Raw genomic sequence first — 23,785 nt, 5'->3', positions numbered from 1 at the left:
AGAGATGGTGTCCTTCAAGGAACTGCACGAAGCCGACTTCTCCGGGGTGAACGAGGCCGCCGAGGCCTGGGCCGGCGTGGCCAAGGCCCTCACCTCCATGGACGGCCGGGTCGCCAAGGACCTCACCAGCACCGCCCAGCGGGCCGGCTGGAAGGGCGACGCCGCCGACGAGGCGACCAAGGCGATGCAGGGCATCGACGGCGACTTCAAGCAGGCCTCGGCCGTCGCCACCGCCCTCGCCGCGATCATGAAGACCGCCGCCGAGGACTTCGCCGCCGCCCGCCGCGACCTCGACACGGCACTCCACGACGCCCAGGCCGACACCACCCTGAGCGTCACCGCGGACGGTGCGGTCAACTGGACCGTGCCGAAGGAGTCCAGGAACGACCCCGAGGCCGAACGCACCATCCGGGCCAACGCCCAGGCGATCTCCGACCGGCTCGGCAAGGCCGTGGAGAAGGCCTCTGCCGCCGACCAGCGGGCCACCGCAGCCCTCCAGGGTGACATCGGCACCAGCACCACCGCCTTCAACGCCGCCCCGTACGGCGCCGGCCCGGTCGCCGACGCCAAGCGGGCCACGGACCTGATGTCCAAGGCCGGCAGCCTCTCCGACGACCAGCTCAAGCAGCTGCAGGCCCTGATGGCCGCCAACGCGGAGAACAAGGACTTCTCCACCACCCTGCTCAACGGCCTCAACGCCGGCGGCAAGACCGGCCCCGAGGCCCTGCTGGAGTACAGCAAGGTCTACGACGGGCTCGCCCACGGCAACCACAACGCCGCGGGCTACCAGGACGTCTACAAGAACCTGTCCGTCGCCCTCGCCAGCGCCACCCGCGACGGCGGGATGGGCAAGGAGTGGGAGGACGGCCTGCTGGCCGCTGCCCGTCGCCCGGGGGCATCTGCGGCGGGATACAACGACAACTACCCGGCACTGACGGCGCTGCTCAATGCGAAGGGGAACTTCGACAAGGGCTTCCTGACCACGGTCGGCACCGACCTGGTCGACTACGAGCGCGGCAGCAAGCTCAAGGGCGAGAACCTGTGGGGCCCGGACTGGAGCAACGCCTCCGGCCACCAGGGCGATCCGATGCGGGACCTCATGCAGGCCATGAGCCGCAACCCCGAGGCCTCGAAGGACTTCTTCGACCCCGCGGCCAACAAGAACCTCGACTACCTGCTCAAGGCCCGCGAGTGGCCCAACCAGGGCTACGAGCACAACCAGTTGGACCCGGTCGCGCGCAACACCTCCCGCGGCGCGTTCGGCGACGCCCTGGAGGCCGCCACCACCGGTCGCGATCCGAACGGCAACCAGCCGCCCGTCCGCCCGCACGACGCGGCGATGGCGCGGATCATGTCCGACACGATGACCCACTTCGGAGGCGACTCCGCCGGCCATGTGACCGAGCTCCCGGTCGGACTGCGCCGACCGTTCGGCAACATGATCGCCGACTACGCGGCCGACACCTACGAGATCATCGGCAAGGAAGTCAACGGGCACTCCGAGACCAGCGGGCTGACCATCGACCGGGACCGTCTCATCCGGGTCATCCGAGGGGTGTCCGACGACCCGGAGGCGTTCAGGGCCATCCACTACGCCGAGAGCCAGGAAGTGGCCCGCCGGCTCGACACCTACCCCGCCGACGCGTTCAAGCCGGACGCCACCGGGCGCCCCAAGCCCGCCATCGAAGGCTTCGTGCACGAAGCCGGCCAGCTCCTGGGTGCGCTCAGCGGCACTCAATCGGACGTCATGACCCGTCACCACGACGACGTGGTGTTCCAGAACAACTGGCAGGCGAAGATGAACTACCACCTCATCGGCACGCCCCTGACTCCCATACCGGTCGTGGGCGACTTCGTCCAGCGCCTCGTCGACGTCGGCACGTCGGAGTGGGCGAACGGGCTCAACAGCGAGCAGGACCAGGCGACCCAGGCGAGTCTGTCGAAGATGTTCAACGCCGGAGAGAACCAGCTGAAGCAGATGATCAGTACAAGGGTCGAACAGGCCGGCCTCACCAGCGCAGACGCCACCTTGACCGGTGGTGTGCCGCAGGCGCTCCTGCGCGGGGTGTCCGACAGCTACGGGACGGGCGTCAACCAGACGTACCGCAATGCGCTGGGTGGGCGCTGAGATGGCGAAGGCACAACAGACTGCCGGTCAGCCCGAGGATTCCGCCACGGGTCTCGCCGGACGCGTCGACGCCGTGCTCGACCGGAAGGGGTTCACCACCCAGGGGCTTCGGGTGCGGGCGGCGGTCGCCGTGGTGGCGGTGACCGTGGTCGCGGCAGGGGCGGGGACGTTCCTCGTGGACAACCTGACCAATGCATTCGGGCCGGACAGCGTGTGCGGGGGCGCCGTGAGCGCGGATCTGCTGAACGACGCACTCGGGCCCGGCAAGGTCAGTGATCAGGCATTCGGCGACGGGCACCTGCGCAACGGATCCGCCCTCTGCATGGCCAAGGTGAGCTCGGGGGTCTTCGGCGACGAACGGTCCGTCACCGTGGAGCTTCGCAGGAACCCCGACCTCTCCGTCGTCGCGCAGGACTCGGAGGCCAGGCTGTTCGGCGCTTCGGCCAACGGCGGAGCATCCGGCGCGGCATTCGACTACCGGGCCTGGGCGCTGCTTCCCCAAGGGTGCGACAGCGGGCAACGCGTCACCGTCAGGGCGGACCGCGGCGAACGACCCGGCGCCGGGAAGCTCGCCGCACTCGCCGTGTCGACGGCCGACCGCATCGCGGCACAACAGGGGTGCGGCACGTCACCGATGCCCGCACCGCATCAGCTGTCCCCGGCCGGCCAGGACCACGATCTCGACCGAAACGCCGTCTGCGGCCTGCCGGGGGTCACCGTCCCCGAAACCCCCGGAGGCCCCGTTTTCAGGGAAACGGTGACCACCACGACCGACCCGCTGTGGACCTGCCTCATCCACTCCGACGCGAACCCGCGGTCCTCGATCACCTTCACCATCGGCACCGAGCCCCGGCTGCTGCTCCCGGCTCCCCCGAAGGACGAGCCGGGCGTCGGCCGGGCCCGTTGGATCAAGCCCGGCGAGATGGTGGCGACCTGCCAGGGCCGGCCCACCTACTTCCGGATGGACCTCAACGGCTTCTGGGACCTCGTCCCGGACAGCAAAACCACCTGGACGCAGTTCGTCACCGCCGGGGGCAAGGCGATCGGCTGCGAGCCGATCCTGTAGCGGCCCCCTACCGCGGGCGGAAAATGGGCGGACGGGCCTCCGGGTAATGGTCTATCTTGCGATGGACCTATTACGCGAGACACGGGGAAACGCCATGACCACCACCACCGACCCGACCTCCCGCACGATCGTCGCCGTCTCCGAGCGGCTGGTGCTGACGCGGCCCCGGGAGGGGGACCTGGAGGCGATGTTCGCGATCCACGGGGATCCGGAGACCAACCGGTACAACCCGAACGGGCCGCAGCGGGACATCGCCCAGGCGCAGGAGATGCTGGACGGGTTCGTCGCCGACTGGGTGCGGGACGGGGTGGGGTACTGCGCCGTCGCCACCCGGGAGGACCCGGGGGCGGTGATCGGGTTCGCCGGGCTCTACCTGCACACCCTGGACGGGGAGCGGGTGTTCAACCTCTACTACCGGTTCCGGCCGTCCGCCTGGGGCAAGGGGTACGCGGCGGAGGCGGCCCGGGCGGCGATGGCCGAAGGGCTGCCGCGCCACCCCGGCATCCCGGTGATCGCCCTGATCCACGCGGACAACCTGCCCTCGCGCCGGCTCGCCGAGCGGCTCGGGCTGGTCGCCGACCCGGACGGCCGCACCGACGAGGAGGACCGGGTGATCCACCGGATGGCCCCGGCCGTCGCACCGGCCTGAGCCGGAGATCCCCCGCCGGGGGGAGCGGGATCGGACCGTGGGCGGAGGCCCCGGGGCGGGGCCCGGCGGGACGGTGGGGGCATGAGGATCAACGAGCACGCGGTGCGGACCGGGGCGGCGTGGACGGCGGTGGCGGCGACCGGGCCGTACCTGACGCTGAAGCTGCTCTGGCTGACCGGGCACCCGGTGGGGTCGGACGCCCCCGGGGAGATGGACCGGCTGTGGCTGGTGAACCTGCTGACCTTCGGCATGGACGCGATCGCCGTGGCGCTGGCACTGGCGTTCGCCCGGCCGTGGGGGCGGCGGGCGCCGGCCGGACTGGTGGCGTTCCCGATGTGGGTGGCGACCGGGCTGCTCGGCACGATCCTGATCGCGCTGCCGCTGTACCTGCTGAGCGTCCTGGTGCTCGGGCCGGAGCGCGGCGACCCGGACGACAAGGGCATCGGCGACTGGGTCTTCCTCGTCGTGTACGGCGGCTTCGCCGTCCAGGGCCTCGCCCTGCTCACCGCCTTCGCCCTGTACGCCCGGCGGCGCTGGGCCGGGCTGCTGCGGGAGCGGATCGGCGACCTGCCCGACTCCCCCACCCTGACCGTGCAGCGCGTCCTCGCCTGCGTCGCCGCACTGCTCGCCGCGGGCGTCGCGGCGGTCCGCGCCTACTGGGCGCTCGGCGGCACCGCCGGACTTCCGCGGGACATGGCCGAGGCCCGGAGCCGGGGCGTGGCGGTGATGGACGGGGTGGCCGCGGTGATGGCGGTGGCCGCGGCGGCGGCGCTGCTGGTCCTGGTCTTCCGGATCCGGCCGGGGCGCCGGGTGCTCGGGCCGCTGCTGGTGGTGTGGACGGCGGCCGGCTCGCTGTTCGGCTGGGGCGGCTGGCAGTTGGTGGCCTTCGGGGTGACGACGACCCGGGTGACCGAGCTGCGGACGGCCGTGCCCGGGCTGACACCTCTGGTGCAGAGCGCCCAGGTGGTGGCCTCGGTGCTGGTCCTGGCGGTCGGGGCGACGGCGTTGACCGAATGGGGTGCCCGCCGGCGCGCCGCTGCCGTAGAGTCGCGCGGGTGATCACGGGGGTGGGCCGCCGGTTGCGGCGTGCGGCGGGGGCCGCGCTGGGGCGTCGGGCCCGCCTGCGCTGGGTGCACCTGGTGCTGGGCGGCGCGCTGCTGATGCCGTACTGGATGCTGTCGGTGGTGCTGTACGGGGCGCTCAACCCGGACCAGTCGCCCGCCCGCCAACTGCTGATGTACGTGCTGTCGTTGCTCACCTCGCTGCCGATGGCCGCGGTCACCGCGCTGGTGCCGACGGTGCGGGGCCTGGAGGGCGCGGCCGCGCGGGCGCTGTGCGCGGTGGCCCGGCCGGAGGAACTCGCCACCGGACCGGCCCGCTCCTGGACCGCCCGCCGGCGCACCGCGCTCTGGTACGTGCTGCACGTCCTGTTCGGCGGGGTGGTCGCCGGGATGACGCTGGCCGGCACCCCCTTCGCGGTGGTCCTGGTCCTCGGCTTCGCGGGGACCGGGGAGTTCGTCCGGATGTGGGAGCGGCACTTCCCCGGCTGGCTGGTCACCGGCCCGGCCCTCGGCCTCGGCGTGCTGCTGCTGATCGTCGGCACCAACGCCGTCTGCGGGGCGCTGCTCGCCCGCTGGGCGCCCGTCCTGCTCGGCCCGACCCCCGAGGAGCGGGTGGCCGCGGCCGAGCGCCGGGCCACCGTGCTCGCCCAGCGCAACCGGCTGGCCCGCGAGTTGCACGACTCGGTCGGGCACGCGCTCAGCGCCGTCGGCATCCAGGCCTCGGCCGCCGCCCGGGTGCTGCGCAGCAACCCGGACTTCGCCACCGAGGCGCTCGCGGCGATCGAGGAGACCGCCCGGGGCGCCGTCGCCGAACTCGACGCCGTCCTCGGGCTGTTGCGCGAGGAGGACCCGGAGGCCGCCGAGCCGTCCGGGCCCACCCTCGCCGGGCTCGACGACCTGCTGCGCCAGCTCGGCCGGGCCGGGGTCGCGGTGGACGCCGAGCTGGCGCCCGGGCTGGGCGGCCTGCCCGGGGCGGTCTCCCGCGAGGCGTACCGGATCGTGCAGGAGGGCCTGACCAATGTGCTGCGGCACGCCGGGCCCGCGTCGGCCGGGCTCCGGGTCGGGCTGGCCGGCGACCGGCTGGAGATCGAGCTGACCAACCCGCTCGGCCCCGCCCGGCCGAGCCGCCCCGGCGGCGGACGCGGACTGCGCGGGATCGCGGAACGGGCGGCGGCCCTGCACGGCGGCAGCACGGCGGGGCCCGGCGAGGACGGAACGACGTGGCGGCTGGCCGTCTGGCTGCCGGTGGGAGGGACGACGTGAACGAGCACGAAGGCGTGGACGAAGGCGTGAACGAGCACGAAGGCGCGGACGCAGGCGTGGGCCGGGCCGCGGACAGCATCCGGGTGGTGATCGCGGACGACGAGCGGCTGGTCCGCCTGGGCCTGCGGGTGGTGATCGACAGCGAACCGGGCCTCACCGTGGTCGGCGAGGCCGCCGACGGCGCCGAGGTCGTCCCGCTGGTGCGCGAACTGCGCCCCGACGTGGTGCTGATGGACGTCCGGATGCCCGGCATCGACGGCATCCGGGCCACCGAACAGCTCGTCAACGGGATGGCCGCGCCGCCGCGCATCCTGGTCGTCACCACCTTCGAGCACGACGACCACGTGTACGACGCGCTGCGCGCGGGCGCCGCCGGGTTCCTCCTGAAGCGGGCCCGGGCGGAGGAGATGGTGCAGGCGGTGCGGCTGGTCGCGCGCGGCGACTCGCTGCTGTTCCCGGCGGCCGTCCGCGAACTCGCGCTGCGCCACGGCGCGGACCGGCGCCGGGAGGCCGAGCGGGCGGACCGGGCGGGCCGGGGGCCGATCCGGCGGCTGACCGAGCGGGAGGGCCAGGTGCTGCGACTGATGGCCACCGGGCTCAGCAACGGCGAGATCGCGCGGCAATTGGTGGTGAGCCCGGAGACGGTGAAGACGCACGTCGGCAGCGTGCTGGCCAAGCTGGGCGCCCGGGACCGCACCCAGGCGGTCATCGCGGCGTACGAGTCGGGCTTCGTGCTGCCGGGCTGACACCCGCTCAAGCGGCTTTCCCGGCGCCGCGCAAATCGAACGTGGATTCCACCCGATCGTCACCAGCGAGTAGAGTGCGATTTTCCCCCGAAAACCTCCGATACCTCCCGTATCGCCTGGAACGAACTGGTGGCCGTATGACTGTCCGGACCCGGCCCGCGCTGTGGTGGCGCATGGGCATCGTGCTCTCGGCGGGCCTCGGCCTGATCCTCGGAACCGCGCCGCTGGTCTACTTCACCGTGCAGAGCAACGTGATCGTGTTCGGCTACTTCATCGGCGCGGTGTACTGGATGCTCAAGCGCGGCACCGTGGACGCACCCGCGCCCCGGCTGCGCGGCGCCGCCACGCTGTACATCCTGATCACCGGGCTGGTCTCGCACGTCCTGCTCGAACACGGCGCCAACCCGCTGCCCGGGCTGGTGAGCGGCCCGGACAGGCTGGCGCACTGGTCGTCGTTCTTCCTGCACTACGTGACGCCGGTCCTGGTGATCGTCGACTGGCTGGTGCTCAAGCCCCGCAACGCCGCGGCCTGGAAGGACATACCGCTCTGGCTGGGCTTCCCCCTCGGCTACGCGGCGATCGTGCTCGCCCGCAACGCGCTGTTCGACGACTACCCGATGCCCTACCCCTACTTCTTCTTCGACCCGACCACCAAGGGCTACGGCTACGTCTGGGGCCAGATCGCCCTGCTGACCGTCGAGTTCGTGGTGCTCGCCGCCCTCGTCGTCGGACTGGACCGGCTCGGGACCCGGATCGCGGGCCGGCTGCGGCCCGCGCCGCAGGCCTGACGCCCGTCCGCCGCGGAAACCTTCAGCCACGCAGACCTTCAGCCGCGGAGACCTTCAGCCTCGGCGAACTCCTGCCCGACGGCGCACCGGGCCGCTGTCGAGACCACCGGGGACCATTCCTCCCGGCCCCGGATGAGCCCTGAGGAGGAAGCGGATGGGCCCGCAGGAGGAAGCGGGTGCGGCTCGCCGGATGACGCCCGGGCGGTGGGGCCCGCCGTAGCGTCGGCCGGGAGCGGTGGCGGAGGGGTTCCGCGGGGGAGACCGGGGTTCGGCGGAGGCCGGAGATGACACGCAGGAGCACGGGCAGGGCGGCGGCCGCGGCGGTGGCGCTCGCGGCGGCGGTGGGGTTGGCGGCGCCGGGGGCGGCCGCGGCCCAGGAAGGGCGGGCGAACCCGCTGGACGGGGTCTGGCGGACGGAGGGCTACGGCCTGCTGGTCGCGGTCTCCGGGGACCGGCTCACCACCTACGACGTGACGGCGCACAGCTGCGTGCCGGGGTGGATCACCGGGACCCGGACCGCGGCGCCCGGACCGGACGGCACCACCCGCTACGGCATGGGCGACAACGCCCTGACGCTCACCCCCCGGGGCCGGAACCGGGCGGTGGAGCGCGAGGAGGGCGGGGTCGGCAGCAAGACGCTCAACCGTCTGGACGCCCTGCCGCCGCTGTGCGCCACGCCGGCTGCGAACGACCCGCTCGCGGTCTTCGACCGGTTCTGGGAGAACTTCGAGGAGAACTACCCCTTCTTCGCCGCCAAGGGCATCGACTGGCACGCCGTCCGGGACGAGAAGCGGCGCTCGATCACCCCGACGACGACCGTCGACCAGTTGCAGGCCGTCTTCGTGGACATGCTCCGCCCGCTCGGCGACGCCCACACCTCACTGGCCCGGGTGGTCGACGGGCACCCCGAGTTGGTCTTCGGCGGGCAGCGGCCCGGGTCGACCGAGGAGACCGAGGAGCTGACCGCCCGCGCCCGGCAGGCCTCGGCCGCCCGGCTCACCGGTCCGGAGCAGCTCTTCGCCAACGGCCGGCTCGGCGTGGGCCGGCTCCCCGACGGCGTCGGCTACCTCCGGGTGAGCAGCTTCGGCAGGTACGCCGCGGGCGGCCACCAGAGCCAGCTCGACGAGCTGGATCGCGCGCTGGACGCCCTGCTGGCCGGCCCGGACCGCCCGGCCGGACTGGTCGTCGACGTGCGGCTGAACGGCGGCGGCTCGGACGCGCTCGGGCTGCACATCGCCGCCCGGCTCACCGACCGCCCCTACGTCGCCTACCGGAAGGTGGCGCGCAACGACCCGGCCGACCCGGCGAGGTTCACCCGGCCCGAGCCGGTCACCGTGCGCCCCTCGGCGGGCGCGCGCTTCAACGGCCCGGTGGCGGTACTCACCTCCTCGATCTCCACCAGTGCGGCGGAGACCTTCACCCAGGCCATGATGGGCCGTTCCCCGAAGGTGCTGCGGGTCGGTGAGAACACCCAGGGTGTCTTCTCCGACGTGATGATCAAGAAGCTCTCGCCGGACCTGATGGTCGGCCTGCCGAACGAGAAGTACCTCACCCGGAGCGGCGGCACCTTCGACGGACCGGGCATCCCACCGAACGTCCGCACCCCGGTGTTCACCCCGGACGAGCTGGCCGCGCTCAGGGACTCGGCCCTGAGCACGGCCCGCCGGATGCTCGTCGAGGACGCCCGGGGCCGGCAGGCCACCCAGGGCCGGCAGGACGCCCAGGCCGACCGGGCCGACCAGGGCGCCCTGGGCGACCGGGAGTAACAACGGCAGGCACGGCAGCGACGCCAGGCGCTACATCGGCTTCACCGCCCGCAGTTCGCCGTCCAGCTCCAGCCACCGGGTGAGCCCCAGGCCGCGCAGGAACGGCAGGTCGTGGCTGGCCACGATCAGCGCCCCCCGGTAGGCGGCCAGCGCCTGGGTGAGCTGGCGGACGCTGGCGAGGTCCAGGTTGTTGGTCGGCTCGTCGAGCAGCAGCAGCTGCGGCGGCGGGTCGGCCAGCAGCAGGGCGGCCAGTGTCGCGCGGAAGCGCTCGCCGCCCGAGAGGGTGGCGGCGGGCTGGTCGGCCCGGGCCCCGCGGAACAGGAAGCGGGCGAGCCGGGCGCGGACCGCGTTGTCCCCGGCGCCGGGGGCGAACAGCTTGACGTTCTCCACGACCGAGCGCTCGTCGTCCAGCAGGTCGAGCCGCTGCGGGAGGTGCCGCAGCGGCACCGGGGTGACGACCTCCCCCGCCAGCGGGGCGAGTTCGCCCGCGATGGTGCGCAGCAGGGTGGACTTGCCGGCGCCGTTGCGGCCGACCAGGGCGATCCGCTCGGGCCCGCGCAGGTCGAGGTCGGCGGTGGCGCCGTAGGGCAGCCGGACCTTGTCCAGGGTGAGCACGGTACGGCCGGCCGGGACGGCGGTGCGCGGCAGGTCGATCCGGATCTCGGCGTCGTCCCGCACCGCCTCCTCGGCCACGCCGAGCCGCGCCCTGGCCTCCTCAAGGCGCTCGGTGTGCATGCCCTGGAGGCGGCCGGCCGTCTCCTGGCCCTTGCGCTTGAGCATCCCGGCGAAGATGTGCGGGTCGTTGCGGGTGACCGAGCGCTTCTTGCCGTACGCGGCGCTGCGGTCCAGCCGGACGCGGGCCTCGGCCAAGTCCCGCTTCTGGCGCTGGACATCGGCCTCGGCGTTGCGCAGCAGCCGCTCGGCCGTCTCCTGCTGGGCCGCGAGGGTGCGTTCGTAGTCTTCGAAGTCGCCGCCGTACCAGGTGACTTCGCCGTCCCGCAGGTCGGCGATCCGATCGACGTGCCGGAGCAGTTCGCGGTCGTGGCTGACGATCAGCATCACGCCGTTCCAGCCGGCCACCGTCTCGTAGAGCCGCTCGCGGGCGGCCCGGTCGAGGTTGTTGGTGGGCTCGTCGAGCAGCAGGACGTCGGGGCGGGCCATCAGCAGGGCGGCCAGCCGCAGCAGCACCACCTCGCCGCCGGAGAGTTCGCCGGTGGTGCGGTCGAGGCCGAGGCGGTGGAGGCCGAGCCGGTCGAGGGTGGCGCGGGCGCGCTCCTCGACGTCCCAGTCGTCGCCGATCGCGTCGAAGTGGCGCTGGTCGGTGTCGCCGGACTCGATGGCGTGCAGGGCCTCGCGGGCGCCGCGGATGCCGAGCGCCTCGTCCACCCGCAGCGTCGTGTCGAGCGTCAGTCCCTGTGGCAGGTAGCCGAGTTCGCCGTCGACCCGGACGGTGCCGCCGGTGGGGGTGAGCTCGCCGGCGATCAACCGCATCAGGGTGGACTTGCCGGCGCCGTTGAGACCGATCAGGCCGGTGCGGCCGGGTCCGACGGCGAGCTGGAAGCCGTCCAGGACGGGCTTGCCGTCGGGCCACTCGAACGAGAGCTCGGTGCAGAGGACGGCGGTGGTGGTGGGTTGGTGTGCCACAAGGGCCTCCCGGGGTGGTTGCCGAAGGGGTGGTGAGCAACACGGGGAGACACCGCGGGTGCGGAACCGGGGACGGCCGGAGGAGAACGAAGGGGTGGCGTCACGAAGAGGAGCGCCACGGGCCGTGACTGAGGTCGCACACTCGCGCACCGCGCAACGGCAGCAGGGCCTGCGCGGCGGGGGCGGTGTCCCGGGACCTCAGTAGAGCAACGGCCTTCTCCTTGTCTGGCTGATGACCCGGACCACGTTAGGCAGCCCGTACGCCACCCGCAACCGATTTACCGGCCCCGAGGTCGCGGCGGGGACGCACCCCCGACGGAGGTCCGACGGGGACCCGGCGGGGGCCCGGTGCCGATCCGGTGCCGATCCGGTGACGGCCCCGTCCCGGTCGGGGGCGGATGTCAGGAGTCCCCCGGCCGCATGGCAGACTCCTCACCTGCCATGCCGGCGGCCGAAGCGGGCCGCACCCGGGGATCGGGTCGCATGGCGGTAGTCAACAGGGGGATTTGAACTCATGTCACCGATATCCCGGCCGGGCCGTGCCGTCCTGGGCGCCTCCGTCGCCGCGCTGACCATGGTGGTCGCCACCGCGTGCGGCCCCGACAACGCCGATCCGGCCGCGACCGCGGCTCCCAGCGTCGCGGCCAGCGCCGCCGGCACCCCGGGCGCGGCTCCGATCAAGCTTCCGACGCTCGAAGAGCTGAAGACCTGGAAGCTGGAGGACTGGGACAAGTGGGCCCAGGCGAACGTGATCACCCCGGCGGTCAAGGGCTACTGGACCCTGCAGAAGCTGCTGGAGGCCAAGCCGAAGCCGCTGCCCCAGCCCGCCCCGGAGGCGACCCAGCCGCCCGCGCAGCCCACCGGCGCCGCGTCGGCCACCAGCGCGCCCACCGCCGCCCAGCCGGGCGGCGGCGCGGACCAGCTGCCCGCCGTGGTCCCGGCCAAGCCCGTGGCGCACCCGTTCCCGAAGAACATGCACGTCAACGGCAAGATCTTCTTCAAGGACGGCAACGAGGACTACGTGTGCTCCGGCACCGTCGTCTCCGACCCGGCCAACCCGGGCAAGAGCAACCTGGTGTGGACCGCCAGCCACTGCCTGCACGGCGGCAAGGGCAACAAGTACTACACCGACATCACCTTCGCCCCGGCCTTCAACAGCAACGGCGTGCTGAGCAACGGCAACAAGCAGGCCAAGCTGGAGGACGCCGAGCCGTACGGCGAGTGGACCGCCACCGCCGGCATGGTCTCGCCGCAGTGGGCCGGCGAGGCCGACCCGGAGAAGGGCGGCCCGTGGAGCCAGTACGACTTCGGCATCATCAAGGTCGCCAACCCCAACCCGGGCGGCAAGTCGCTGGAGGAGACCGTCGGCGGTTCCGTCCCGCTCTGGTTCAACGCCCCGCGTGACCAGGTCGGCGCCGTCAGCAACTACGGCTTCCCCGAGGGCAAGCCCTTCGACGGCGTGGAGCTGGAGCACTGCGACGGCGGCAAGCCGTCCAAGAAGACCGGCGACCCGAGCCGCCCGGCGATGCTGCTGATCGGCTGCAACATGACCGGCGGCAGCAGCGGCGGCGGCTGGTACGCGACCAAGGACGGCAAGCCGGCGCTGGTCAGCGACACCTCCATCGGCAACGGCGCGAACACCTACGAGGCCGGTCCGTACCTGGAGGACGTGGCCCAGCACATGTTCGAGTACTTCTCGAAGAAGGCCAAGTGATCAAGGCCCGGTGATCCGGGCCGGGTGATCCGGGGGCCGCGGCAGGACAGCCGCGGCCCCCGCTTTTTTTCCGTCGCGCGGGCCGCTCCTCCTACAATCGGCCCCATCATGAGCGCGACACTCGTAGTCAAGGACCTCAGCGCCGGCCACGGCGAACGCACCCTCTTCTCCGGCCTGGACCTGGTCGTCGCCCCCGGCGACGTGATCGGTCTGGTCGGCGTGAACGGCGCCGGCAAGTCGACCCTGCTGCGGCTGCTGGCCGGCCTGGACGCCCCCGAGGGCGGCTCGCTGCGGCTGAGCCCGGCGAGCGCCAACGTCGGCCACCTGCCGCAGGAGCCGGAGCGGCGCGAGGGCGAGTCGGTGCGCGACTTCCTGGCCCGCCGCACCGGGGTGGCGGCCGCGCAGGCCGCGCTGGACGAGGCCACCGAGGGCCTGGTCGAGGGCCGGGCGGGCGCCGACGACGCGTACGCCGTCGGCCTGGAGCGCTGGCTGGACCTCGGCGGCGCCGACCTGGAGGAGCGCGCCGAGGAGGTCGCCGACTCGCTCGGGCTGAAGGTCTCGCTGGACCTGCCGATGACCGCCCTGTCCGGCGGCCAGGCCGCCCGGGCCGGCCTCGCCTCGCTGCTGCTCTCCCGCTACGACGTCTTCCTGCTCGACGAGCCCACCAACGACCTCGACCTGGACGGTCTGGAGCGTCTGGAGGCCTTCGTCAAGGGCCTGCGCACGGGCACCGTGCTGATCAGCCACGACCGCGAGTTCCTGGCCCGCACCGTGACCAAGGTGCTGGAGCTGGACCTGCACCAGCAGCAGGTCAACCTGTACGGCGGCGGCTACGAGGCGTATCTGGAGGAGCGGGCGGTGGCCCGTCGGCACGCCCGCGAGGAGTACGACGAGTACGCCGACACCAAGGCCGGGCTGGAGGCCCGGGCGCGGATGCAGCGCGGCTGGATGGAGAACGGCGTGCGCAACGCCCGCCGCAAGTCCTCCGACAACGACAAGATCGGGCGCGCGATGCGCACCGAGTCCACCGAGAAGCAGGCCGCCAAGGCCCGGCAGACCCAGCGGATGATCGAGCGGCTGGACGTGGTCGACGAGCCCCGCAAGGAGTGGGAGCTGCGGATGGAGATCGCCACCGCGCCGCGCTCCGGCTCGGTGGTCGCCACCCTGCGCGGGGCGAGCGTGCGGCGCGGGGACTTCGCCTTCGGCCCGGTGGACCTGCAGATCGACTGGGCCGACCGGGTCGCCATCACCGGCGCCAACGGCGCGGGCAAGTCCACGCTGCTGGCCGCCCTGCTCGGCCGGCTGGAGCTGGACGGCGGGAGCGCCTCGCTGGGCTCCGGCGTGGTGGTCGGCGAGGTGGACCAGGCGCGCGGCCTGTTCCTGGGCGGTGAGCCGCTGCTGGAGGCCTTCGCGGCCGCCGTACCGGAGCTCGCGCCGGAGGACGTGCGCACGCTGCTGGCCAAGTTCGGCCTCAAGGCGGTGCACGTGCTGCGTCAGGCCGCCACCCTCTCCCCCGGCGAGCGCACCCGGGCCGCGCTGGCGCTGCTGCAGGCCCGCGGGGTCAACCTGCTGGTGCTGGACGAGCCCACCAACCACCTGGACCTGCCGGCGATCGAGCAGCTGGAGTCCGCGCTCGGCTCGTACACCGGCACCCTGCTGCTGGTCACCCACGACCGGCGGATGCTGGACACGGTGTCGGTGAACCGCCGGATCGAGGTCCGGGACGGGCGGGTGCACGAGCTCTGAGCCGGCGCCGACCGGCGATTGGTCTCTACCTCCCGGTCTGCACCTCTCGGTCTGTACCTATCGGTCTGTACCTCTTCCCGGAGGGGCCGTCATGTGCTGTGCTGTCCGCCATGGTTGACAGCACAGACAGCGCCGTGGCGGGGACGTCCCACCCGACCGTCCCGCTCGCCCCCATGACGGTGCCCGCCCACGAGGCCGAGGCCCGCAGCAGGTCCTTCCACGACGTGATGGCCCGGCGCCGGACCGTCCGCGACTACTCCACCCGCCCGCTCCCGGACGGGGTCGTCGAGTGGGCGATCCGGACTGCCGGCACCGCGCCCAGCGGCGCGCACGTCCAGCCGTGGCGGTTCGTGGTGATCACCGACCCGGAGCGCAAGCGGCGGCTGCGCGAGGCGGCCGAGACCGAGGAGCGCGAGTTCTACGGCCACCGGGCGTCGGAGGAGTGGCTGGCTGCCCTCGCCCCGATCGGCACCGACTGGCGCAAGCCGTTCCTGGAGGACGCGCCGGCCGTGATCGTGGTGTTCGAGGTGCACAAGGGCCCCGACTCGCCGCGCCCGTACTACACCAAGGAGTCGGTGGGGATCGCCGTCGGGCTGCTGCTGGCCACGCTGCACCAGGCCGGGCTGGCCACGCTGACCCACACCCCGAGTCCGATGAAGTTCCTCAACGAGGTGTGCGACCGCCCGGCGGAGGAGCGCGCGGCGTACGTGATCCCGGTAGGTTACCCGGCCGAGGGGGCGCGCGTGCCGGACCTGCGGCGCAAGGAGCTCGACGAGGTGATGGTCCGGCTCTGACGCGCCGGGGCGCGGGCGGGCGCGCCCGCCACCGGGGGGACACCGGATGGTGACAGGTCCCGGCCAAGGACATAATCGCCGTCATGAGCCAAGCACAGTCACGGTCCTGCGGCCTCGCCCCGCCGGTGGCGGCGGTGACCACCGGGCGGCCGCCGGAACGACTGCGGCTGCCCGGCGGCCTCTGGCTGCGGCGCCGCCGCAGCACCCACGCGGCCGCGCTGAACCGAGCCGTCCGCGCCAACCTGGACCACCTGCGGCCCTGGATGGAGTGGGCGGCCGAGGCCCCCTCCCGGGCCCGGACCGCCGAGCTGACCAGGGCCGGCGCGGCCGCCTGGGAGGCCGGCACCGACTTCATGTACCTGGCCGGCCTGGACGCCGAACCCGGCGGCGTGATCGGCGCCTTCGGCCTGCACGGGCGGATCGGGCCGGGCGCGCTGGAGATCGGCTACTGGGTCGCCACCGGGCACGTCGGCCGCGGCATCGCCACCGCCGCGGCCGGGGCACTGACCGAGGCCGCGCTGGCACTGCCCGGGATCACCCGGGTGGAGATCCGCTGCGACCGGGCGAACGGCGCCAGCGCGGCCGTCCCGCGCAAGCTCGGCTACCGGCTGGACCGGGTCGCCGAGACCGCCGTCCGGGCTCCGGGCGAGACCGGACGGCAGCTGGTGTGGGTGATGGAACGCTGACTCCCGGCGCGGCACCGGCTCCCGACCCCCCGTCGGGCACCGACCCTCGGCGAGCACCGATCCGCCGGCACCGCCCGCGCTCGCGGCGCGGCCTCAGTAACGCTCGCCGGTCGCGGCCGGGAGCGCGTCCAGCTCGGCCAGGTCCGCCGCCGAGAGCTCGATCCCGGCCGCGCCCACGTTGTCCACCAGGTAGCGCGGCGTCCGGGTGCCCGGGATCGGGAAGACGTACCGGCCCTGCGCCAGCACCCAGGCCAGCGCCACCTGCGCGGGGCTGGCACCGGTCCGTCCGGCGACCGTCCGGACCTTCTCGACCAGCGCCAGGTTGGCCTTCAGCGCGTCCTGCTGGAAGCGCGGCAGCCGGCGGCGGAAGTCGTCGGCGGCCAGCTCGTCGAAGGAGGTGATGCCGCCGGTCAGGAAGCCCCGGCCGAGCGGCGAGAACGGCAGGAAGGCGATGCCCTGCTCCTCGGTGTACGGCAGCACCTCGGCCAGCACGTCCCGGGTCCACAGCGACAGTTCGGACTGCACCGAGGCCACCGGGTGCACGGACTGCGCCCGCTTGATCTCCTCGACCGTCGGCTCGGAGAGCCCGATGCTCCGGGCCTTGCCGGCCGCGACGGCCTCGGCGAACGCGCCCCAGGTCTCCTCGATCGGGACGTCCGGGTCGACCCGGTGCAGCTGGTAGAGGTCGACGTGGTCGGTGCCCAGCCGGCGCAGGCTCTCGTCGATCGAGCGGCGCACGTGCTCGGGCCGGCCGTTGCGCTCCTGCTGACCCGCACCGCCCGGCACGATGCCCACCTTGGTGGCCAGGAAGGCGCGCTCCCGGTACGGCCCGGCCAGCGCGGCGCCGACCACCTCCTCGTTGGTGTACGGGCCGTACATGTCGGCGGTGTCGATCAGGCCGACGCCGAGGTCCAGCGCCTGCCGGATCACCCGGACGGAGTTCTCGTCGTCCCGGCTCCCCATGTCGTAGGCCCAGGTCATGCCCATGCAGCCGAGGCCGATGACGCCGATCTCGGGGCCGCCGGTACCGAACGGGGCGTTGCGCATGAGGGTGCTCCCATCGTGGGTTTCGCGGCTTCCTTGGCGGTGGCCGCAGCAGTGGTTCGCGTGGTGGCGCGTTCGATGCCCTCAGCTTTCACCTTGGAGTGCACTCCAGGTCAAGTCCCTTTCGAAGCCCGCCCCGTCGCCGTCTTAACCGTTCCTAAAACCTGCCCCCGGTGGGGCGTCCGGGGCCGGGAAGTGCTTGACGTGCACAGCTGGTCTAGTCCAGTTTGATGCTCAGCACCGCGCTCCCCCCGCACCGCACTCCCCCGCACCGCGCTCCCCACGCCCGGAACACCCCCAGGCCGCCGCCCGCCCCGTGTCTCCCCCCTCGCGGTGCGGGCGGCCCCACCACGTCCCGAGAGGCACCCCCATGCCCAGCGCGCCCCTGCACGCCCCCACGCACCGCCGCCCCGCCGGCCGGACCACCCTGCTGGGCCTCGCCGCCGCCACCGCGCTCGCCGCCGGCGGCCTGGCCGTCCTCGCCGGGAACGCCGGCGCCGCCGACGGCAACCTGCTCGCCAACGGCGGCCTGGAGAGCGGCGCGGTCGGCCCCTGGAGCTGTTCCGCCGGCACCGGGAGCCTGGTCAACTCCGGTGCGCACAGCGGGACGTACGCACTCAAGGGGGCGGTGGGCGCGAGCGACACCGCGCAGTGCGGCCAGAGCGTCGCCGTCCAGCCCAACACCAAGTACACCCTCAGCGCCTGGGTGCAGGGGCAGTACGTCTACCTCGGCGCGACCGGCAGCGGCTTCACCGACCCGGCCACCTGGACCGCCGGCGGCCCCGGCTGGCAGCAGCTGTCCACGAGTTTCACCACCGGGCCCGCCACCACCAGCGTCACCGTGTACCTGCACGGTTGGTACGGCCAGGGCGGCTACCTCGCCGACGACATCGCGCTGACCGGCCCCGGCGGCGGCAACCCGACCACCCCGCCGCCGAGTTCGACCCCGCCGAGCCCGACCGGCACCCCGACCGGCACGCCCACCGGCGGACCGACCCCCCCGGCACCGAACGTCGCGCTCCCGGTCGCCCCGTACATCGACATGGGCGCCTGGCCCACCCCCTCGATGCCCGACCTGGCCAAGGCCGGCGGCCTCAAGGGCTACACCATGGGCTTCGTCACCGGCGTCGGCTGCAAGGCCAGCTGGTTCAACGCCTACGACCCGCGCACCGCCTGGGCCAAGGACCAGGTGGACGCGCTGCGCGCGGCCGGCGGCGACGTCAAGGTCTCCTTCGGCGGCGCCGCCGGCACCGAACTCGCCGCCGCCTGCACCACGGTGGACTCGCTGTTCGCCGAGTACGACGCCGTGGTGAACGCCTACAACCTGCGCTACGTCGACTTCGACATCGAGGGCGCGGCCATCGCCGACACCGCCGCCAACGACCGCCGCTCCGCCGCGCTCGCCAAGCTCCAGCAGGCCCACCCGGGCCTCAAGGTCTCCTTCACCCTGCCCGTCCTGCCGGAGGGCCTGACCGCCGAGGGCGTCGCCATCGTCAAGTCCGCCCGGGACGCCGGGGTGGCCGTCGACGTGGTCAACATCATGGCGATGGACTACTACCGGAGCGGGACCGACTACGGCAACGCCGCCGTCCAGGCCGCGCAGTCGCTGTTCGGCCAGCTCAAGGCCCTCTACCCGGCGAGGACCGACACCCAGCTGTGGGCCATGGTCGGCGTCACGCCGATGATCGGCGAGAACGACGACCACCAGGTCTACAACCAGGCCGACGCCCAGCAGTTGGTGGCCTTCGCCCGGCAGAACCACCTCGGGATGGTGTCCTTCTGGGACGCCACCCGGGACGCCAACGCCTGCACCGGCGGCTCGCTGTCCAAGTGCACCAACATCCCGCAGCAGCCGTACGAGTTCGCGAAGATCCTCGGCCAGTACGCGGGCTGAGCCCACGCCCCCGGCGGCGGACCCGGCGTCCGCCGCCCACCGCCCACCGCCCACCGCCCACCAGCGGAAATTGGCATCTCATCGTCCCGGACCGTCCACTACAGTCCCTCCCACCTGTACGGCACGAGGGGGCGGACATGACGGTCCGGGACGACCATCACCAGCTGATCACCATCCATCCGGCGAGCGACGCCGCCGGTGCGGCGGGCCTCACCGCCGAGGAACTCGCCGCGTTCAGCCGCACCCTCGGCCGCCTGCGCGCCCTCCCCGCCCACGACCGCACCCGGCTGCACGCCGAGCGGCAGCTCGGCTCCTTCGTCATGGAGAGCCGCAAGCGCCGCCGCCAGGAGGCCCGGCAGGCCGTGCGGCAGGCCGACGCCGACCTGCTCGCCACCACCGCGACCGGCAGCCGGACCCGCCGCGAGGACGCACCGCTGGCCGCCGCGGACGGATCGGTCGGCGAGCTGCTGGTCCCGCGCAAGTGCTACGTCTGCAAGCAGGCCTACCGCTCGGTCGACGGCTTCTACCACATGCTCTGCCCGGACTGCGCGGCCGACAACACCGCCCGCCGCGCCCTGGGGACCGACCTGCGCGGGCGCCGGGCGCTGCTCACCGGCGGGCGGGTGAAGATCGGCTTCCAGCTCGCCCTGATGATGCTGCGCGACGGCGCCGAGCTGATCGTCACCAGCCGGTTCCCGCAGGACACCGTCCGCCGCTTCCGTGCCGCCGAGGGCAGCGGGCAGTGGTGGGAGCGGCTCAGCGTGGTCGGCATCGATCTCCGCGACCCGCGCCAGGTCATCGGCCTGACCGACCGGCTGCGCGCCGACGGGCGCCCGCTCGACATCCTGGTCAACAACGCCGCCCAGACCCTGCGCCGCCCGCCCGAGTCGTACGCGCCACTGGCCGCGGGCGAGCAGGACGCCCTGCCCGCCGCCGACCGCCGGGCGATCGAGCACGCCCCCGGGTTCCGGCCGGTCGCCGGCCTCGCCCGGCTCTCCTCCGGCGCCGGGTCGTTGCTGGACCTCACCGACGAGTCGGGGCTGCTGCCCGACCTCGCCCCCGCCAACTCCTGGTCCGCCGTGCTCGGTTCGCTCGACCCGGCGGAGGTCCTGGAGACCCAGCTGGTCAACGTGCTGGCCCCGGCCCTGCTCTGCGACCGGCTGCTGCCCCTGCTGCTGGCCTCCCCGCACCCCGCCCGCTACATCGTCAACGTCACGGCGGTGGAGGGCCGGTTCGCCGTCCGCAACAAGACCGCCCGGCACCCGCACACCAACATGGCGAAGGCCGCGCTCAACATGCTCACCCGTACCAGCGCGGCCGAACTCGCCCCCCGGGGCGTGCACATGTGCGCCGTGGACACCGGGTGGATCACCGACGAGAACCCGGCCCCGAAGAAGGCCCACCTCGCCGCCCAGGGGTTCCGCACCCCGCTGGACATCGTGGACGGCGCGGCCCGGGTCTACGACCCGATCGTCCGAGGCGAGGCCGGGGACCCGGTGTCGGGGGTGTTCCTCAAGGACTACCGGGTGGCGCAGTGGTGAGGCCCGGGCGGGCCGGGGCGGCCGCTCAGGTGTCGTAGTGGCCCGCGCTCCCGCCCCGCCCCGCCGGCGCGGGGCGGGGCGGGCGGACTCACGCGGTGCCCGGCCGGCGGCGGCGGTGGTAGGCCCAGGCGAGGGCGAGGGTGATCGGGCCCCAGAACATCGCCGTCGAGGTGCAGATCCGACCCAGGAGCATCCACCAGCCGTTGCTGTAGCCGACCTCCGCGAACACGCCCAGCCAGGCGAGCGGCATGCCGTCGAAGAGGGCCACCAGGATCAGGCCCCCGAGCACGGCCGGGACGAGCGCCGCGAGCGGCGGCACCCGACGGCCCCGCAGCACGGGCACCCAGCGCGGGAACACCTCGCCCCAGCCGCTGACCAGCCCCAGGGTCAGCAGCGTCAGCGCCTCGGTGACCACGCTCAGACCGATCACGTACGGGGCGGCCCACCAGACGTAGGGCGGGGCGGCCGGGTCGACGGTGCCCATCCGGAAGTCGAAGGCGAACGGCAGCCGCCACAGGCAGTGCGGCAGCACGATCAACGGGAGGGCCTTGGCCAGTCGCAGGGCCCAACGGGGAACGGGGCGTTCGGTGTCGCCCACCGGGATGTCCATCAGCATGGCTCCACCGTCCCGGACACCACCCCCGCCGCACGTCCACCGCACGGCCCGCCCGCCTCCCCCGCGCGAGCCAACCCGCCCTCGGCCCAGCGGTGGAGAACGGACGTCAGCCCTTGGACCCCAGGCCGTACGCGGTGGTCAGCAGCCCGAGGAGGTACGGGGTCTCGGCGCCGTTCAGCGCGGTCGGGTCGACCGAGTACACGACCTCGCGGGCGAGGTCCCGGGTGGCGAAGACGCCACTGGTGGAGCCCGGCCGCGACCCGGTCTTGCCCCAGACCACGATGCCGCCGGCCGTGAGGCGTTCGAGGCCCGTGCTCATGCAGGCCGTGCCGTCCGGGCAGTGGCCGCCGTGCCCGGCCATCGGCACGTCCGGGACCGTGAACAGCAGCTCCTGCTGGGCCGGCGGCAGGAGGCGGCCCCGGAACAGCGCCGTCATGAAGCGGTCCAGGTCGGGGGCGCTGGAGATCATGCCGCCCTCGGCCCAGGGCCACGGGCTCTGCTCGGTCACGTCCACCCGGCGCGAGCCGCCGTCCGCGTCGGGGACGGTCAGGTACGGGCGGGTCGCGGGGTGCCGCAGCCGCGGGTCGTCGGCGTCCGGGAGGGAGGTGTCGTGCAGGCCGAGCGGGCGGACGATCCGGGCGTGAAGCTCGTCGGCGTAGCGGTGGCCGGTGACCTTCTCCACGATCAGCCCGGCGACGAAGGTGTTCATGCCGTTGTACTGCTGGGCGCTTCCGGGCGTGAAGCCCAGCGGCTGCCCGGCCATCGTGGCGAGGACCTCCTCGGGGGTGAAGGAGTCGAACCGGTGCTCGGCGAACCAGCCGGTGGTGCCGTCACCCCAGGGCACGTTGGAGCCGCCGGGCAGTCCGCTGGTGTGGTTGAGCAACTGCCCCACCGTGACCGACGCGTAGGGGAAGTCCGGGAGGTACTGCCGGACGGCGCCGTCGAGGTCGATCCGGCCCTCGCCGGCGAGCTGGAGGACGACGGTGGTGGTGAAGACCTTCGAGATCGACCCGATCCGGAACCGGCCGTGCGGGTCGACCCGCATCCCGCTCTCCGCCGAGCCGCCCTCGAAGCTCCCGGCGGAACCGGTGACCCGCAGGAACGCGGCGGAGACGTCGGCGGCGGGCCGCTGGGCGAGGGCGGCCCGGAGCGCCGCCGGTTCCAGCGGCGGCAGTGCGGACGGGCTCGCCGGCGCCGAGGTGCCGACGGAGGGCGTCGTGGCGAGGGCCGGGCTGCCCGCCCCGACCGTCAGCGCGGCCGCCAGGGCGCCGGCGGCGGCCAGGACGGCCCAACGGGTGCGGTTCGTTTGCGCGTTCATGCGGGTCCGGCTCCAGGATGGTCGTCGTCCGGACCGGTGGTTCCCGGCCCGGCGACGAGTCTTCCGGCCCCGGCCGCCCCGGACATCAGGGGCGGGGAGCCGTCGTTCCCCGACCTTCCGTCAGGGTCGGCCCGGAGGGGTGGCGCAGGGGGGGGCGGTCGGTCGTCGGCGAAGGAGGCGCAGGAGGCGCAGGAGGCGCAGGAGGCGCAGCCGCCGTCCTGCCCGGCGAGCGGGTCGATTGCCTCTCCAACGGCGTATCGGGGGCTACCCTCGTCGCAGTCGTCCGCTCCGTCCGCGCCTCGCGGCCGGTGCTCCGACGCCGCGCCGTCGCTCCCGGGAGGTCGGGAATGTCATCGCCGGACGCCTGCGCTCCGATCCGTCAGGCCGTGATCCTCGCGGGCGGACGCGGCAGGCGACTCGCCCCGCACACGAACCTGTGCCCCATGGCGATGGTCGAGGTGAACGGCACACCGCTGCTGCGCCACCAGATCGACCGGTTCGCCGACGCGGGCGTGGAGACGGTGGTGGTCTCGGCGGGCTACCGCTCGCAGCTGATCACCGACTACGTACGAGCTTCGCCCCTGCCGATCCGCACCACCGTGGTCGTGGAGGACTCCCCGCTGGGGCGGGGCGGAGGGCTGAAACTCGCCGCCCGCGCACTTCCGGCGCCGCGGGAACCGTGGTTCGCCGTCTACGGCGACATCTGGGCCGACTTTCCCCTCACCGCGCTGGGCGCCCACCACCTGCGATGCGGGGCACTGACCACGGTCGCACTGGTCCCTCCCCGGCTGCCCCGGGGCACGGTCCGCTGCGACGCCCTGGGGAGGGTCGCCGAACTCGCCGCGCCGCCCCCGCCCGTCTGCACGGTCAACGGTGGCGTGTACGCCTTCGAGCCCGGCGTCGTCCCCCTGCTGCCGGACCGGGGGGGACCACGCGAACACGACACTCCCCCACCTGGTGCGGCTGCGGCAGCTGGCGGGATACCGCGCCGACGGCTTCTGGTACGCGGTCAACACCCCGCACGACCTGCGGGAACTGCGCACACGCGGGGCGGCACCGACCCGCCCGGAACCGATCCGGCCACCGACCGCCGCCACGGGAGCGGATCCGGCTTCCCGTTGACCCGGGCCGTCACGCCCGGCTCCGTCACGCCCGGCTCCGCAGCACCCGCCTCCGCAGCACCCGGCTCCGCAGCACCCGCCTCCGCAGCACCCGGCTCCGCAGCACCCGGCTCCGCAGCGCCCGCTCGATCGGGACGTCCGTAGGCTCCGTGAGCAGATGGAGCAGGCTCGGGAAAAGTCCTGCCCGTCCGTCACATCCC

At 73.6% G+C, this 23,785-nt stretch carries 19 protein-coding genes; 15 read left to right on the top strand and 4 right to left on the bottom strand.

Features of this window, described 5'->3' with window-relative positions; translation table 11 throughout:
- Nucleotides 1-4: 4 nt before the first annotated feature.
- The 8 genes from ACFWJ4_RS03685 (at nt 5) to ACFWJ4_RS03650 (ending at nt 9,467) form a co-directional block, all read left to right on the top strand.
- The gene (locus ACFWJ4_RS03685) at nt 5-2,128 is read left to right on the top strand and encodes a hypothetical protein (RefSeq protein WP_380538739.1); all 2,124 of its coding nucleotides are present in this window, start codon (nt 5-7) and stop codon (nt 2,126-2,128) included.
- Between the two features lies 1 nt (nt 2,129).
- Entirely contained in the window at nt 2,130-3,194 is a 1,065-nt protein-coding gene (locus ACFWJ4_RS03680) for a hypothetical protein (RefSeq protein WP_380538738.1), read from the top strand.
- Nucleotides 3,195-3,288: 94 nt separating this feature from the next.
- Nucleotides 3,289-3,843 carry a GNAT family N-acetyltransferase gene (locus ACFWJ4_RS03675; protein WP_380538736.1) on the top strand — a complete coding sequence of 185 codons (555 nt, stop codon included), beginning with the start codon at nt 3,289-3,291 and terminating at the stop codon, nt 3,841-3,843.
- An 81-nt stretch (nt 3,844-3,924) separates the two neighbouring features.
- A complete protein-coding gene (locus ACFWJ4_RS03670) occupies nt 3,925-4,902 on the top strand; it encodes a hypothetical protein (RefSeq protein ID WP_380538734.1) in 978 nt (325 codons plus the stop codon).
- Complete coding sequence (locus tag ACFWJ4_RS03665; protein ID WP_380538732.1) at nt 4,899-6,167, top strand: sensor histidine kinase; 1,269 nt, start codon at nt 4,899-4,901, stop codon at nt 6,165-6,167. The genes ACFWJ4_RS03670 and ACFWJ4_RS03665 overlap by 4 nt, the downstream gene beginning before the upstream one ends.
- A 26-nt stretch (nt 6,168-6,193) precedes the next feature.
- A complete protein-coding gene (locus ACFWJ4_RS03660) occupies nt 6,194-6,913 on the top strand; it encodes a response regulator (RefSeq protein ID WP_380538856.1) in 720 nt (239 codons plus the stop codon).
- A gap of 137 nt (nt 6,914-7,050) precedes the next feature.
- Complete coding sequence (locus ACFWJ4_RS03655) at nt 7,051-7,701, top strand: Pr6Pr family membrane protein (protein WP_380349507.1); 651 nt, start codon at nt 7,051-7,053, stop codon at nt 7,699-7,701.
- A 284-nt stretch (nt 7,702-7,985) separates the two neighbouring features.
- Nucleotides 7,986-9,467, top strand: coding sequence for a S41 family peptidase (locus ACFWJ4_RS03650; RefSeq protein ID WP_380538730.1), 1,482 nt, complete (start codon nt 7,986-7,988; stop codon nt 9,465-9,467).
- A gap of 30 nt (nt 9,468-9,497) precedes the next feature.
- Here ACFWJ4_RS03650 and ACFWJ4_RS03645 read toward each other — a convergent pair whose 3' ends face one another.
- Nucleotides 9,498-11,111 (bottom strand): ABC-F family ATP-binding cassette domain-containing protein, encoded by a 1,614-nt coding sequence (locus ACFWJ4_RS03645; RefSeq protein ID WP_380538728.1) that lies wholly within the window; start codon nt 11,109-11,111, stop codon nt 9,498-9,500.
- 514 nt (nt 11,112-11,625) lie between these two features.
- On the opposite strand from ACFWJ4_RS03645, the gene ACFWJ4_RS03640 reads away from it, so the two are divergent.
- The 4 genes from ACFWJ4_RS03640 to ACFWJ4_RS03625 all read left to right on the top strand — a co-directional run bounded on the left by ACFWJ4_RS03640 (nt 11,626) and on the right by ACFWJ4_RS03625 (nt 16,051).
- On the top strand, nt 11,626-12,825 hold the full coding sequence (locus ACFWJ4_RS03640) for a trypsin-like serine peptidase (RefSeq protein WP_380538726.1): 1,200 nt from the start codon (nt 11,626-11,628) through the stop codon (nt 12,823-12,825).
- 108 nt (nt 12,826-12,933) lie between these two features.
- A complete protein-coding gene (locus ACFWJ4_RS03635) occupies nt 12,934-14,571 on the top strand; it encodes an ABC-F family ATP-binding cassette domain-containing protein (RefSeq protein ID WP_380538724.1) in 1,638 nt (545 codons plus the stop codon).
- 110 nt (nt 14,572-14,681) lie between these two features.
- Nucleotides 14,682-15,365: a nitroreductase family protein gene (locus ACFWJ4_RS03630; RefSeq protein WP_359900059.1), complete on the top strand. Its 684-nt coding sequence runs from the start codon at nt 14,682-14,684 to the stop codon at nt 15,363-15,365.
- A gap of 83 nt (nt 15,366-15,448) precedes the next feature.
- A complete protein-coding gene (locus tag ACFWJ4_RS03625; RefSeq protein ID WP_380538722.1) occupies nt 15,449-16,051 on the top strand; it encodes a GNAT family N-acetyltransferase in 603 nt (200 codons plus the stop codon).
- Between the two features lie 93 nt (nt 16,052-16,144).
- On the opposite strand, the gene ACFWJ4_RS03620 is transcribed toward ACFWJ4_RS03625, so the two are convergent.
- Nucleotides 16,145-17,098 carry an aldo/keto reductase gene (locus tag ACFWJ4_RS03620; RefSeq protein ID WP_380538720.1) on the bottom strand — a complete coding sequence of 318 codons (954 nt, stop codon included), beginning with the start codon at nt 17,096-17,098 and terminating at the stop codon, nt 16,145-16,147.
- A gap of 367 nt (nt 17,099-17,465) precedes the next feature.
- Here ACFWJ4_RS03620 and ACFWJ4_RS03615 point away from each other — a divergent pair, with 367 nt between their 5' ends.
- Both ACFWJ4_RS03615 and ACFWJ4_RS03610 read left to right on the top strand, forming a co-directional pair.
- Complete coding sequence (locus ACFWJ4_RS03615; protein ID WP_380538718.1) at nt 17,466-18,989, top strand: carbohydrate binding domain-containing protein; 1,524 nt, start codon at nt 17,466-17,468, stop codon at nt 18,987-18,989.
- 137 nt (nt 18,990-19,126) lie between these two features.
- The gene (locus ACFWJ4_RS03610; protein ID WP_380538716.1) at nt 19,127-20,530 is read left to right on the top strand and encodes an SDR family oxidoreductase; all 1,404 of its coding nucleotides are present in this window, start codon (nt 19,127-19,129) and stop codon (nt 20,528-20,530) included.
- Nucleotides 20,531-20,618: 88 nt separating this feature from the next.
- On the opposite strand, the gene ACFWJ4_RS03605 is transcribed toward ACFWJ4_RS03610, so the two are convergent.
- Together ACFWJ4_RS03605 and ACFWJ4_RS03600 are read right to left on the bottom strand one after the other, a co-directional pair.
- Complete coding sequence (locus tag ACFWJ4_RS03605; protein ID WP_380538714.1) at nt 20,619-21,146, bottom strand: hypothetical protein; 528 nt, start codon at nt 21,144-21,146, stop codon at nt 20,619-20,621.
- 106 nt (nt 21,147-21,252) lie between these two features.
- Entirely contained in the window at nt 21,253-22,464 is a 1,212-nt protein-coding gene (locus tag ACFWJ4_RS03600) for a serine hydrolase domain-containing protein (RefSeq protein WP_380538712.1), read from the bottom strand.
- A 17-nt stretch (nt 22,465-22,481) separates the two neighbouring features.
- On the opposite strand from ACFWJ4_RS03600, the gene ACFWJ4_RS03595 reads away from it, so the two are divergent.
- Nucleotides 22,482-23,729, top strand: coding sequence for an NDP-sugar synthase (locus ACFWJ4_RS03595; protein ID WP_380538711.1), 1,248 nt, complete (start codon nt 22,482-22,484; stop codon nt 23,727-23,729).
- The last annotated feature ends 56 nt before the right edge of the window (nt 23,730-23,785 follow it).

It is taken from the genome of Kitasatospora sp. NPDC127067, from assembly GCF_042724755.1.
Classification (GTDB): Bacteria; Actinomycetota; Actinomycetes; order Streptomycetales; family Streptomycetaceae; genus Kitasatospora; species Kitasatospora lactacystinica.
The sequence above is the reverse complement of the archived record's forward strand: the minus strand, read 5'-3'. Positions and strand labels throughout refer to the sequence as shown.